Origin of the sequence: Stenotrophomonas sp. GD03877, assembly GCF_029840555.1 — a bacterium.
Lineage (GTDB): Bacteria > Pseudomonadota > Gammaproteobacteria > Xanthomonadales > Xanthomonadaceae > Stenotrophomonas > Stenotrophomonas geniculata.
Genome location: NZ_JAOCCT010000039.1, coordinates 36,251 through 49,620, shown reverse-complemented (window position 1 = coordinate 49,620; position 13,370 = coordinate 36,251). Strand labels below are relative to the sequence as shown.

Here is a 13,370-nt window from a genome sequence, read left to right as displayed (position 1 = left end):
CCGACCGGCCAAGCCCAGCTGCTGCTTCAAGCCACGAGGGGCTCCGCCGTTGGCCGTATCCCGCCGATAGGCGCGATAATGACCGGATGGAAACCGTCCGCATCGCCACCCGCAAGAGCCCGCTCGCCCTCTGGCAGAGCGAACACGTCGCCGACCGCCTGCGCCAGGCCCACCCCGGCCTGCATGTGGAACTGGTGCCGATGAGCACCCGCGGCGACGAGGTGCTCGACCGTTCGCTGGCCGCGATCGGTGGCAAGGGCCTGTTCCTGAAGGAACTGGAGCTGGCCATGCTGCGTGGCGAGGCCGACTGCGCCGTGCATTCGCTGAAGGATGTGCCGATGGAACTGGACGCGCCGTTCGCGTTGCCGGCAATGCTGACCCGCCACGATCCCGCCGATGGCTTCGTCTCCAATCTGTACGCCTCGCTGGACGCGCTGCCGATTGGCGCGCGGGTCGGTACCTCGTCGCTGCGTCGTCAGGCCCAACTGCGCGCGCTGCGCCCGGACCTGGAGCTGCTGGACCTGCGCGGCAACGTCAACACCCGCCTGGCCAAGCTCGACAACGGCGGCTACGACGCCATCGTGCTGGCCGTGGCCGGCCTGGAGCGTCTGGGCCTGGGCGGGCGCATCGTCGCGCGCCTGCAGCCGCCGCAGTGGCTGCCGGCTCCGGCGCAGGGCGCGGTGGCAGTGGAGTGCGATGGCGGCAATGCGCGCCTGATGGCGCTGTTCGCCCCGCTTGATGACGCGGCCACGCGTGCCTGCGTGGAGGCCGAGCGGGCGATGAACCGTGCGTTGCATGGCAGCTGCCACGTGCCGGTTGCGGCCATCGCGCAGTGGCAGGGCGACGACCTGCACCTGCAGGGGCTGGTTGGCAGCGCCAGCGATGGCCGTGCGGTGCGTGCCGAGGCGGTGGGCCCGGCCAGTGACCCGGAAGCGCTGGGCCAGCGCGTGGCGAAGATGCTGCTGGATGATGGCGCCGGCGAGCTGCTGAACGTCTGAGCCATCGCAGGTAGTGCCGGCCGTTGGCCGGCAACCTCGTGGCCCAGTTGAATGCAGTTGCCGGCCAGCGGCCGGCACTACCGGAAGAAGAACGGGCGCCCTCGGCGCCCGTTCTGCTTATTTGAACTTGTAGACCACGTTCATCGTGGTCAGCGTATCGGTCTTGCGCTTGTCCTCGGCCACGTCACTGTTGTAACGCGCCTGCCAGCCGGCCTTCAGCGCCAGATGTTCGTTCATGCTCACCGAAACACCGAAGTCGTTCTGGCCGAAGGTGTTGTAGGAACCCGATTCGACCAGCAGGGTGTTGACCAGGTCGGTGTTGTCGGTCAGCGAGTACTTCATGTCGAACAGGCCGCGGCCGATCATGCCGGTGCGGGTGCGGTCGTCCTCGGTGCTGTGGGTGCGGCGCACACCGGGGCCGATCTGCGCGTCGAACGAGAAACGCTCGGTGTTCCACAGGCGAGTGCCGTAACCCAGACCGAACGAGCTCTGGCGGTCGTAGGTGGCGAAGTCATCGCGCTCGGTACGCACCGTGGCCGTCAGCTGGCGGTGCTCGCCCAGCTGCAGCGCGCTGCCGGCACTGCCGGTGTAGCGGTTGGCGGTGGTGTTGTTGCGGCGGCTGGTGGAGCCGTCGTCGCGGGTCTCGATCACCTTGGAGCTGGAACGCAGGCCGGCCAGGTCCATGCTGTGCACCCAGTCGCCATCGGTGTAGCGCAGGCGCAGGCGGCCGTTGAAGCTCTCGGTGCTGCTGTTGCCGCGTGCCGAAGCGAAGCCGAGCTCGCCGCCACTGCCGCTCCACGGCGAGGACATCGCCGCCAGTTCGGAGGCATCCTGCGCATACGCGAGCGGTGCGCACAGCAGCAGGGGGATCAGCAGGGACACGCGCAGGGACATCGGGGCTTCTCCGAAGCGGTTGACAGCCGGTGATGATACTGGAAGCGTGATGGCGGTCCGAATCGATCCAAACGGTTTCTTCAGCAGACGTTGCCGCGATCGCCTATTCAGGGCAGATCGACGCGCAATGCCGGGTCGTTGAAGCGCGAATAGCGCAGGCGCAGCTGGAAGCTGCGGCCATTGCTGCTGCCGCTGCGGACGATCTGCCGCGGCAGGCCCTGCGCGTCCACCCAGTACTCCAGGCGTTCGCCGGGCTGCGCGCCACGCAGGCGGTAGTGACGTGTCTCGACCCCGTCCAGCGACTGGCTGCCCAGGTCTTCGGCCTGCAGATCGGCGGGCAGGGCATCGGCCGGCAGCGGGTTGCGCCATTGCTCGAGCAGGCCCGGTGGGGTCGGCACCTGCCGGATCGCGTCGTCGGCCTGCAGGAACATGGTGTCGCCGATGATCGTCTGCGGACCGGCCGGGGTCTGCACCCGGAAGCGGTCGGGGGCGACGAAGTCCATGGCGCTGCGCACCGGCTGCGGCGCACCCAGCACCTCCAGTTCGGCGTGGAAGCTGCGCAGGGCCGAGAAGCGCTGGCTGGCCTCCAGCACCGCCTGCGCCGGATCCGCTGCCGGCACGGGCGCTTCGGTGCTGGCCGGCGCGGGCGCGCGATCACAGGCGGCCAGCAGCAGGCAGGCCAGCAGGGACAGGGCAGGCAACCGGCGCATCGGGTGTTCCAGAGGGGTGGGGGCGACCACGATAGCCCAAACGTCCCACACAAGACCCGCGACTCGGACATAATCGGGGGTATGGACCGATACGAACGCATCACCGCCCTGCATCGTCTGCTCAAGTCCGCACGCTATCCGGTGACGGTGGCGACCCTGCAGGACAAGCTCGGTTGCTCCCGTGCCACCGTCTACCGCGATCTGGCCTTCCTGCGCGACGCGCTGATGGCACCGATCGAGGGCGACGGCGAGGCCGGCTTCCGTTACCAGGCCGACGAGAGCGACCGCTTCGAGCTGCCCGGCCTGTGGCTGAGCTCGGAGGAACTGCATGCCCTGCTGGCCTCGCAGCACCTGCTGGCGCGGACCGGCGGCGGCGTGCTGTCCTCGGTGCTGGCGCCGCTGCAGCAGCGCATCGAGAGCCTGCTGGCGGCCCAGGCTGGCGTTTCCAGCTGGCCGGTGGACCGCGTGCGGGTGATTCCGCACCGTGGCCGCAAGTTCGATGAAGGCAGCTTCCGCAGCGTGGCTTCAGCGGTGCTGGAGCGCCGCCAGCTGGCGTTCGAGTACCGCGCCCGTTCCACCGACGAGCCGACCAAGCGCACCGTTTCGCCGCAGCGCCTGACCCACTACCGCGACAACTGGTACCTGGATGCCTGGGACCATGACCGCGAGGCGCTGCGCAGCTTTGCCGTGGACCGTATCCACAGGGCGCGGGTGATCGACAGCACCGCCCGTGACGTGGCCGACAGCGAACTGGACGAGCAGCTGGGGGCCAGCTACGGCATCTTCTCCGGCGCGCCGAAGGGCTGGGCGACCATCCTGTTCAGCGCCAAGGCCGCGCGCTGGGTGGCCGACGAGCACTGGCATTCCAAGCAGCAGGGCCGCTTCCTGGCTGATGGCCGCTATGAACTGAAGGTGCCGTACAGCGTCTCCCGCGAGCTGCTGATGGACGTGCTGCACTACGGCTCGGATGCCGAGATCGTCGAACCGGTGATGCTGCGCGAGCAGGCCAAGGCGCTGCTTGAGCTCGCCCTGAGCAACTACGACAACTCCTGACACTCCCCCCGAGAACCCTCCCGCCCATGAAGAAGACCCTGTTGCTGCCCCTGCTCGCCGCTGCGCTGGCCCTGACCGCCTGCGGCACGTCCGGCGAGCCCTCGCAGAAGCTGGTGGTGGCCGCCACGGCCGTGCCGCATGCCGAGATCCTTGAAGTGGTCAAGCCGATCCTCAAGCAGGAAGGCGTGGACCTGGACGTGCGCGTGTTCAACGACTACGTGCAGCCCAACGACCAGCTGGTGCAGAAGCAGGTGGACGCCAACTACTTCCAGACCGAGCCTTACCTGGACGCCTACAACCGCGACCGCAAGACCGATCTGGTGAAGGTGATCGGCGTGCACATCGAGCCGTTCGGTGCGTACTCGCGCAAGATCAAGTCGCTGGCCGAGCTGCGCGAAGGCGCCGACGTGGTGATCCCGAACGATCCGAGCAACAACAGCCGTGCGCTGATCCTGCTGCACAAGGCCGGCGTGATCGAGCTGAAGGATCCGACCAACGCGCTGTCGACCCTGCGTGACATCACCGCCAATCCGAAGAACCTGAAGTTCCGCGAGCTGGACTCGGCGATGCTGCCGCGCGTGCTGGACCAGGTCGATCTGGCCCTGATCAACACCAACTACGCGCTGGACGCCGGCCTCAACCCGACCAAGGATGCACTGGCGATCGAGAGCAAGGACTCGCCGTACGTGAACTTCCTGGTCGCGCGCCCGGACAACAAGGACGACGCCCGCGTGCAGAAGCTGGCCAAGGCCCTGACCAGCCCGCAGGTGAAGGCCTTCATCGAGACCAAGTACAAGGGCGCGGTGCTGCCGGCGTTCTGATCCCCGGCGCCAATGTCCCTGTAGAGCCGAGCCCATGCTCGGCTCTGCTTTTTTGCGGCGCCCCACCAACGGCAGCCGAGCATGGCTCGGCTCTACAGGGTCAATCCACGTACCGTAGCCGGGCACGGCACGGCACGGCACGGCACGGCACGGCACGGCACGGCATTGCAGTTTCAATCGACGTGGAAGGCGAGGGTGGCGGCAACGGCCTGCTGCCATCCTGCATACAGTTTCTCACGCCGGGCCACGTCCATCTGTGGCTCGAAGCGCCGGTCCAGGCCCCATTGCGCGGCGATCTGTTCGCGGCTGGACCAGAACCCCACCGCCAGCCCGGCCAGGTAGGCCGCGCCCAGCGCAGTGGTCTCGGTCAACCGCGGCCGCAGCAGTGGCACCCCAAGGATGTCGGCCTGGAAGCCGGCAAGGAAGTCGTTGCCGATCGCGCCGCCATCGGCGCGCAGTTCGGTCAGCGCGATACCGGCATCGGACTGCATCGCATCGAGCACGTCGCGGGTCTGGTAGGCCATCGCTTCCAACGCCGCACGCACGAAGTGCGCCTTGCCGGTGCCACGGGTCAATCCGAACATCGCACCGCGCACATCACTGCGCCAGTAAGGCGCCCCCAGGCCGACGAAGGCGGGAACCAGATAGACGCCGCCGCTGTCGGGCACCTGCGCGGCCAGCGCCTGGCTGTCACTGGCGCGCTCGATCATCCGCAGGCCGTCGCGCAGCCACTGCACCACCGAGCCGGCGATGAAGATCGAACCTTCGAGTGCATATTCCACGCGCCCGTCGAGGCCCCAGGCGATGGTGGTCAGCAGGCCGTTGCGCGAACGCACCGCCTGCGTGCCGGTGTGCATCAGCATGAAGCAGCCGGTGCCATAAGTGTTCTTGACCATGCCTGGCTGGAAGCAGGCCTGGCCGAACAGCGCCGCCTGTTGGTCACCAGCGATGCCGGCGATCGGGATCGGGTGGTCGAAGAAGAACTGTGGCCGGGTGTGCGCATACACCGAACTGGAATCGCGCACCTGCGGCAGCATCGCGCGCGGGATGTCGAGCAGGGCCAGCAGGTCGTCATCCCAGTCCAGCGTGTGGATGTTGAACAGCAGCGTGCGCGCCGCGTTGCTGTAGTCAGTCACATGCGCCTGGCCACCGCTGAGGTTCCACACCAGCCAGCTGTCGATGGTACCGAACAGCAGTTCGCCACGCTCGGCGCGCTGCTGCGCACCTTCCACGTGGTCGAGGATCCAGCGCACCTTGGTCGCAGAGAAATAGGCATCGATCAGCAGGCCGGTCCGCTCGCGGATCAGCGCTTCATGCCCGTCGGACTTCAGCCGCTCGCAGATGGCGTGGCTCTGCCGCGACTGCCAGACGATGGCATTGTGGATCGGCTGGCCGGTGGCACGGTCCCAGACCACGGTGGTTTCGCGCTGGTTGGTGATGCCCAGTGCGGCGATGTGGCGCGGGTCGATCTGACCACGGCTGAGCAGTTCGGTCAGCGTGGCATAGACGCTGGTGAGGATCTCGCGTGGGTCATGCTCAACCCAGCCCGGTTGCGGAAAGATCTGCGCGAACTCGCGCTGCGCACTGCCGACGATGTCGCCAGCGCGGTCGAACAGGATCGCGCGCGAACTGGTGGTGCCCTGGTCGATGGCCAGCACGTAGCGGGGCGTCATGCAGCGTCTCCGGTAGAACGGTCAGGGTAACTTACCTTTCTCTCTGTAGAGCCGAGCCATGCTTGGCTGCATTTGCACAGCGCAGCCGAGCATGGCTTGGCTCTACAGGGTGGGTTGCTCCATCCACGCCTGCAGTCGCGCCACCTGCGCCGCATCCAGCCGCAACCCCAGCTTGCTCCGCCGCCACAGCACGTCCTCGGCATCCAGGGCCCATTCGTGCTCACGCAGGAAAGCCACTTCCCGCGCATGCAGGCCCCCGCCAAAGTCCTCACCAAGATCGTTCACACCCTGCAGGCCATGCAGCAGCTCCGCGCTGCGGCTGCCGTAGGCGCCGGCCCAGCGGCGTGCGATTTCCTCGGGCAACCACGGTGCCAGCGCCTGCAGGCGGGAGCGCGCCTGTGCGGCGTCACCCCAGTCGCTGCCCGGCAGCGGGTCTCCACCTGCCGTCCAGGCCGGTCCCATCTGTGGCAGGGCAGGGCGCAGCAGGTTCAGCGCTTCTTCGGCCAGCACCCGGTAGGTGGTCAGCTTGCCGCCCAGCACATGCAGCGCCGGTGCCGGGTAGGACTGCAGCTGAAGTCGGTAGTCGCGGCTCAGCTTCGCCGCACGCGGGTCCGGGTCGGCCAGCAATGGGCGCACGCCGGCGAACTGCCAGGCCACGTCTTGCGCAGTGATCGGCTCGCGCAGATAACGGTTGGCGGCCGCGCACAGGTAGCTCACCTCGGAAGGCAGCACGCTGCAGCGTGCCGGATCGCCGCGGTAGTCGGTGTCGGTAGTGCCGACCAGCAGATGATCGTGGGCGAAGGGCAGCAGGAACACCACGCGGCCATCGGGCTGCTGCAGCAGGCACGCACTGTCGTCGGGCCAGGGACGGCGCAGCACGATGTGGCTGCCTTGTACCAGCCGCAGTGAGGGGCCGCCGCTGCGTGCCTCCATCTGCTCCAGCAGGCCGCCGGCCCATGGACCGGCCGCATTGGCCACGGCACGCGCGGTCACGTTCTGCCGTCGGCCGTCGCAGGATTCCAGCACGGCCTGCCAATGGCCCTGTACAGGGCGCAGCTCGATGCAGCGGCTGCGCACATGTACCTGCGCGCCACGTTGGGCAGCGTCCAGGGCGTTGAGCAGCACCAGGCGCGCGTCATCCACCTGCGCGTCGGCGTAGCTGAAGGCCTGCCGCAGGTCCGGAGAGAGCCAAGGGCCGAGCGGATCACGCTGAAGGTCCAGGGCGTGCGAGGCGGGAAATGCCGGGCTGCGCCGGCCCAGGTGGTCGTACAGCCACAGTCCCATGCGCAGCATCCAGCGTGGGCGCAGGTGGGGTTCCCACGGCAGTACGAAGCGCAATGGATGGACCAGATGGGGCGCCTGCCGGCGTACCACCTCGCGTTCGCCCAGCGCCTTGCGCACCAGGCCCAGCTCGCCCTGTTCCAGGTAACGCAGGCCGCCGTGGACCAGTTTGCTGCTGGCACTGGAGGTATGCGCGGCCAGGTCGTGCTGTTCGCACAGCTGCACGCGCAGGCCGCGGCCGCTGGCATCACGGGCGATGCCGGCGCCGTTGATGCCGCCACCGATCACCAGCAGGTCGACGTCGTGCATCGTGCCTCCGCATCCTGTTTATGTAGAGCCGAGCCGCGCCACCATTGACCGTGGGCGCCATTGAACGTAACGCATCGCAATGCGCGCGGAGCCCGCCGCTCGACTCGGGATAGGGGCTTGGCTCGACTCTACATAAAAGCAGCCGAGCATGGGCTTGGCTCTACAGGTGGAGCGCGGGTGACAGAAACGACGACGGGCCCCGAAGGGCCCGTCGCGTTACATCAGTGAAGCAGGTGCAGCCTGGATCAGAAGCGGGCGCCGATGCCGAAGCCGACGGTCCACGGATCCATCTTGGCTTCGCCGATCTTCTCGCCGCCCACCTTCACGTCCGGGCGCGAACGCATGTAGCGGGCGTCAGCACGGGCGAACCAGGTGGAGTTGATGTTCATGTCCACGCCGACGGTGCCGATCACGCCCTTGGCATCCTTGAAGCGGATGTCGGTGTCAGCGCCGTTGCCCAGCTTCTCGTTGCTGAAGCTCGACTGGTAGTAGCCCACGCCCACGAACGGACGGAACACGTTGTCAGCCTGGCCGAAGTGGTACTGGCCGCTCAGCGCGATCGGCTGCTGCTCGACCGAGCCCAGGCGGGCGTTGTCCGGGCCCTTGAACTTGTTGTCGAACTTGTCGGCAGCGCCCCACAGTTCAACGGCCCAGTTGTCGTTGATGTAGTAGCTGAAGCTGACGGTCGGCGCCGGGCCACCATCGGTCTTCTTCACGCCGGTGATCGGGTCGTTCTTCGGTTCCAGCAGCGAGATGCCGCCAACAACGGCAAAATGCTTGCCCGAAGCGGTGTCGGTGCTGCTGCTGTCCTGGGCGAAAGCGGCCGGCGCGAAGGCGGCGGAGGTCAGCAGGGCGAGACTCAGGATACGGATGGAGCGCATGGGGGTATCTCCTAATGTTTCTTGTTTTGGGCCCCCGGTTGCGGGGCGAGCACACCGTAGTCGCCCCAACATGAATCGAATCCGACGCACGTTAAAAAATAGTTTTCCTTGTTCAGCGACCGGAGCGAAAAGCCTGTTTTCATGGGCTTTTCGGCCTTCGGCGACATTCATGCAGTTGGAGAAGATGTGAGCGAAGCAACGGTGTGCATCGGCCTGCAAGCGCAGGTGAACACGAAGTGCAGGGTGTTGCTGCTGGGTTCGATGCCCGGCGTTGCGTCATTGCAGGAGCAGCGCTACTACGCGCATCCGCGCAATCGCTTCTGGCCTGTGCTGGCCGATATCTGCGGCTTCGACGCGGGTCTGCCCTATGCGCAGCGACTGCAGGCACTACAGGCGGCAGGTATCGGCCTGTGGGATGTGATCGGCCAGTGCGAGCGGCGTGGCAGCCTGGATGCCGACATCGTGCGTGGCACGGAAGTGCCCAATGCGCTGCCGGCATTAATCGCTTCGCTTCCTGAGCTGGAGCTGATCGGCTGCAACGGTGCCGCTTCACTGAAGGCATTCCAGCGTTGGGTGCTGCCCTGCCTGGAGACTCCGCCAAGGCTGCTGGCACTGCCGTCCACCAGCCCGGCCAACGCGGCCTGGTCGCTGCCGCGGCTGCGCCAGGCCTGGCAGCCGGTAGCCGACGCACTGGCGACATGAAGCGGACATCGTCCGGACAATACGCTACCGACTGGTCGCGGCCGCAACCCATGAGCAACAGCGTGTCCCGGCTGCGTGAGTACTGAAAACACCTGTAACGGTTGGCGCTGGCCCCCGCTGGCCGCACAATAGACGTTTCCCTACACCAGATTGCCGGAGTTATCCCCATGGCCGAAATCAAGGAAGCACTTGTCCCCGATATCGGTGACTACAGCGATATCCCGGTAATCGAGGTGCTTGTCGCCGTCGGCGACACGGTCAAGAAGGACCAGGGCCTGGTGACGCTGGAAAGTGACAAGGCGACCATGGAAGTGCCGTCGTCGGTGGCTGGCGTGGTCAAGGAACTGAAGGTCAAGGTCGGCGACAGCCTGTCCGAAGGCAAGGTCGTGGCGCTGATCGAAGTGGCCGAAGGCGAAGCCGCCAAGCCGGCCGCTGCTGCTCCGGCACCGGCCAAGGCCGCTGCCCCGGCTGCCGCTACCCAGAGCGCGCCGGCTCCGGCCGCTGCTGCACCGGCTGCACCGGCTGCCCCGGCCGCCAGCGGTGGCGCGGTGGAGGCGCTGGTGCCGGATATCGGCGATTACTCCGGTATCCCGGTCATCGAAGTGCTGGTCGCCGTCGGCGACACGGTCAAGAAGGACCAGGGCCTGGTCACGCTGGAAAGCGACAAGGCCACCATGGAAGTGCCGTCGTCGGTGGCCGGTGTGGTCAAGGAGATCAAGGTCAAGGTTGGCGACAATCTGTCGCAGGGCAATGTGGTCGCCATCATCGAAGCCGAGGGCGCTGCCGCGCCGGCGCCGACCAAGGCGGCCGCTGCGGCCGCTCCGGCTGCCGCCGAGACCGCCACCAAGGTCGAGCCGGTCGCTGTGCCGGCGCAGCCGGACAAGCTGGCGGCCCGTGAGATCGCCTCGGCCGGTACCCCGAGCAGCCCGCCGGTGCAGTTCAACGCCGATGGCGTGCTGCCGGCCAAGGTGCCGTATGCCACCCCGGCGGTGCGTGTGTTCGCCCGCGAACTGGGCGTGGACCTGCTGCAGATCAACGGCACCGAGAAGGGTGGCCGCATCACCAAGGGTGACGTGCAGAAGTTCGTCAAGGCCGCACTCAGCGGTGGCGTGCCGGCTGCCGGCGGTGCTGCTGTCGCTGCCGGTGGTGGCCTGAACCTGCTGCCGTGGCCGAAGGTCGACTTCAGCAAGTTCGGCGAGACCGAAGTCCAGCCGCTGTCGCGCATCAAGAAGATCTCGGGTGCGAACCTGGCCCGCAACTGGGCCATGATCCCGCACGTCACCCAGTTCGAGCAGGCTGACATCACCGATCTGGAAGGCCTGCGCGTGGCGCTGAACAAGGAAAACGAGAAGGCCGGCATCAAGCTGACCATGCTCGCCTTCCTGATCAAGGCCAGCGCCGCGGCACTGAAGAAGTTCCCGGAATTCAATGCCTCGCTCGATGCCAGCGGTGAAAACCTGACCCTGAAGAAGTACTTCCACATCGGCTTTGCCGCCGATACGCCGAACGGCCTGGTCGTGCCGGTCATCCGCGACGTGGACAAGAAGGGCGTGGTGCAGATCGCGCAGGAAACCGGCGAACTGGCCAAGAAGGCGCGCGACGGCAAGCTGGGCCCGGCCGACATGAGCGGCGGCTGCTTCTCGATCAGCTCGCTGGGCGGCATCGGCGGCACCGCGTTCACCCCGATCGTCAATGCACCGGAAGTGGCCATCCTCGGCGTGTCCAAGTCGTCCATCCAGCCGGTCTGGAACGGCAAGGAATTCGCACCGAAGCTGATGCTGCCGCTGTCGCTGAGCTACGACCACCGCGTCATCGACGGCGCTCTGGCCGCACGCTTCACCACGTACCTGTCGCAGGTACTGGCCGACATGCGCCGCGTGCTGCTGTAAGGCACCGCTTCGCCCCCACCGTGCGGCCGCAGCCCCTGGCGCGGCCGCGTGAACAGATGCAGTGACAGCCCGCCGGCCATGCCGGGCGGGCACGAGGAAAACCCACCATGGCCACGATTGAAGTCAAGGTTCCCGACATCGGCGATTACAGCGATGTGCCGGTGATTGAAGTGTTGGTCGCCGTTGGCGACACGGTGAAGAAGGATCAGGGTCTGGTGACCCTGGAATCGGACAAGGCCACCCTGGAAGTGCCGTCCTCGGCCGCCGGCGTGGTCAAGGAAATCAAGGTCAAGCTGGGCGACACCCTGTCCGAGGGTGCCGTGGTCGTGGTGCTGGACGCTGAAGGCGCCGCCGAAGCCCCGGCCAAGGCCGCTGCGCCGGCTCCGGCAGCAGCTGCTCCGGCCAGCAAGCCGCCGGTGACCCCGTCGCACCGCGCCCCGGCCGAACCGGCCGCACCGAAGCCGGCGCTGTCCAGCGGCAAGCCGGCCGACATCGAATGCGAGATGGTTGTGCTGGGCTCCGGTCCGGGCGGCTACACGGCGGCGTTCCGCGCCGCAGACGTGGGCCTGGATACGGTGCTGGTCGAGCGCTACGCCAGCCTCGGCGGCGTCTGCCTCAACGTGGGCTGCATTCCGTCCAAGGCACTGCTGCATGCTGCTGCGGTGATCGACGAGGTCGCCCACGCCGGTGATTTCGGCGTCGAGTTCGGCAAGCCGACCATCACCCTGGACAAGCTGCGCGAGTACAAGGAAAAGGTCGTCAACCAGCTGACCAAGGGCCTGGCCGGCATGGCCAAGCAGCGCAAGGTCCGCAGCGTGCAGGGCGTCGGCAAGTTTGTTTCGGCCAACGAACTGGAAATCACTGCTGCTGACGGCAGCACCCAGCTGCTGCGCTTCCAGAAGTGCATCATCGCCGCCGGTTCGCAGGCGGTGAAGCTGCCGAACTTCCCGTGGGACGACAAGCGTGTGATGGATTCCACCGACGCGCTGGAGCTGGCCGAAGTGCCGGCTTCGCTGCTGGTCGTCGGCGGCGGCATCATCGGCCTGGAAATGGCCACCGTGTATGGCGCGCTGGGCAGCAAGGTCACCGTGGTCGAGTTCATGGACCAGCTGATGCCGGGCGCCGACAAGGACCTGGTCAAGCCGCTGGCCGACCGCCTGAAGAAGCAGGGCATCGAAGTGCACCTGAAGACCAAGGCCTCGGGCGTCACCGCCGATGCCAAGGGCATCACCGTGACCTTCGAAGCCGCCGAGGAAGGCCAGGCGCCTGCGCTGGCGCAGGGCACCTTCGACCGCGTGCTGGTGGCCGTGGGCCGCTCGCCGAACGGCAGGAAGATCGATGCCGAGAAGGCCGGCGTGCAGGTCACCGACCGTGGCTTCATCCCGGTTGACCGCCAGATGCGCACCAACGTGCCGCACATCTTTGCCATTGGCGACATCGTCGGCAACCCGATGCTGGCCCACAAGGCCACGCACGAGGGCAAGCTGGCCGCTGAAGTGGCAGCTGGGCACAAGAAGGAGTGGGTGGCGCGGGTGATTCCGTCGGTGGCCTACACCAACCCGGAAATCGCCTGGGTCGGCGTCACCGAGACCGAAGCCAAGGCCAAGGGCCTGAAGGTCGGCGTGGCCAAGTTCCCGTGGGCCGCCAGTGGCCGTGCGATCGGCATCGGCCGTACCGAGGGCTTCACCAAGCTGATCTTCGACGAAGAGACCCACCGCATCATCGGTGGTGCCATCGTCGGCGTGCATGCCGGTGACCTGCTGGCCGAGATCGGCCTGGCCATCGAGATGGGTGCGGAAGCCGAAGATATCGGCCACACCATCCACGCGCACCCGACGCTGAGCGAGTCGGTGGCGATGGCCTCGGAAATCTACGACGGCACGATCACCGATCTGTACATGCCGAAGAAGAAGTAAGGCGCCTGCGCCTTCGCGAACGAAAAGCCCTGGCATCTGCCGGGGCTTTTTGTTTCTTCGTTCGACGCCGTTGCGAGCGTTCGGGCCGCTGCGCGGGTGGCAGGCATTTGGACAAATGTCCCCCGTCGCCCGCCTGCGGCGGTCGCCTCCTCCTTTACTTTGTCCAAACGCCTGCCATCCACACAGCGGCTCGGCTTGCGGACGGTCGAGAGCCACTGCCTGGGCCGCCTGGACGCCTGGACG

At 67.0% G+C, this 13,370-nt stretch carries 11 protein-coding genes; 6 read left to right on the top strand and 5 right to left on the bottom strand.

The annotated features are described in order from the left end of the window. Positions 1-86 precede the first annotated feature (86 nt). Positions 87-998: a hydroxymethylbilane synthase gene (gene hemC / locus N5D20_RS21550; protein ID WP_049435842.1), complete on the top strand. Its 912-nt coding sequence runs from the start codon at positions 87-89 to the stop codon at positions 996-998. A gap of 117 nt (positions 999-1,115) precedes the next feature. Here hemC and N5D20_RS21545 read toward each other — a convergent pair whose 3' ends face one another. Together N5D20_RS21545 and N5D20_RS21540 are read right to left on the bottom strand one after the other, a co-directional pair. Next, complete coding sequence (locus tag N5D20_RS21545; RefSeq protein ID WP_010481298.1) at positions 1,116-1,892, bottom strand: DUF481 domain-containing protein; 777 nt, start codon at positions 1,890-1,892, stop codon at positions 1,116-1,118. 107 nt (positions 1,893-1,999) lie between these two features. Next, positions 2,000-2,602 (bottom strand): hypothetical protein, encoded by a 603-nt coding sequence (locus tag N5D20_RS21540; protein WP_049435843.1) that lies wholly within the window; start codon positions 2,600-2,602, stop codon positions 2,000-2,002. A gap of 81 nt (positions 2,603-2,683) precedes the next feature. Between N5D20_RS21540 and N5D20_RS21535 the strand changes: the two genes are divergently transcribed. Then, positions 2,684-3,655, top strand: a complete 972-nt coding sequence (locus N5D20_RS21535; protein ID WP_049435845.1) for a YafY family protein — start codon at positions 2,684-2,686, stop codon at positions 3,653-3,655. Between the two features lie 26 nt (positions 3,656-3,681). After that, positions 3,682-4,476 carry a MetQ/NlpA family ABC transporter substrate-binding protein gene (locus tag N5D20_RS21530; protein ID WP_010481303.1) on the top strand — a complete coding sequence of 265 codons (795 nt, stop codon included), beginning with the start codon at positions 3,682-3,684 and terminating at the stop codon, positions 4,474-4,476. A gap of 173 nt (positions 4,477-4,649) precedes the next feature. Here the strand turns inward: N5D20_RS21530 and glpK are convergent, their stop codons facing one another. From glpK to N5D20_RS21515, 3 genes are all read right to left on the bottom strand, one after another. Continuing rightward, positions 4,650-6,149, bottom strand: a complete 1,500-nt coding sequence (glpK, locus tag N5D20_RS21525) for a glycerol kinase GlpK (RefSeq protein WP_049435846.1) — start codon at positions 6,147-6,149, stop codon at positions 4,650-4,652. Positions 6,150-6,251: 102 nt separating this feature from the next. After that, positions 6,252-7,739, bottom strand: coding sequence for a glycerol-3-phosphate dehydrogenase (gene glpD / locus N5D20_RS21520; protein ID WP_197578830.1), 1,488 nt, complete (start codon positions 7,737-7,739; stop codon positions 6,252-6,254). Between the two features lie 245 nt (positions 7,740-7,984). Further along, complete coding sequence (locus tag N5D20_RS21515; protein ID WP_010481310.1) at positions 7,985-8,620, bottom strand: OmpW family outer membrane protein; 636 nt, start codon at positions 8,618-8,620, stop codon at positions 7,985-7,987. A 186-nt stretch (positions 8,621-8,806) separates the two neighbouring features. On the opposite strand from N5D20_RS21515, the gene N5D20_RS21510 reads away from it, so the two are divergent. The 3 genes from N5D20_RS21510 (at position 8,807) to lpdA (ending at position 13,127) form a co-directional block, all read left to right on the top strand. Next, complete coding sequence (locus tag N5D20_RS21510; protein ID WP_049435935.1) at positions 8,807-9,322, top strand: DNA-deoxyinosine glycosylase; 516 nt, start codon at positions 8,807-8,809, stop codon at positions 9,320-9,322. A 167-nt stretch (positions 9,323-9,489) separates the two neighbouring features. Further along, positions 9,490-11,211 (top strand): dihydrolipoyllysine-residue acetyltransferase, encoded by a 1,722-nt coding sequence (gene aceF, locus N5D20_RS21505; RefSeq protein ID WP_197578829.1) that lies wholly within the window; start codon positions 9,490-9,492, stop codon positions 11,209-11,211. Positions 11,212-11,318: 107 nt separating this feature from the next. Next, a complete protein-coding gene (lpdA, locus tag N5D20_RS21500; protein ID WP_143994686.1) occupies positions 11,319-13,127 on the top strand; it encodes a dihydrolipoyl dehydrogenase in 1,809 nt (602 codons plus the stop codon). Positions 13,128-13,370: the final 243 nt, after the last annotated feature.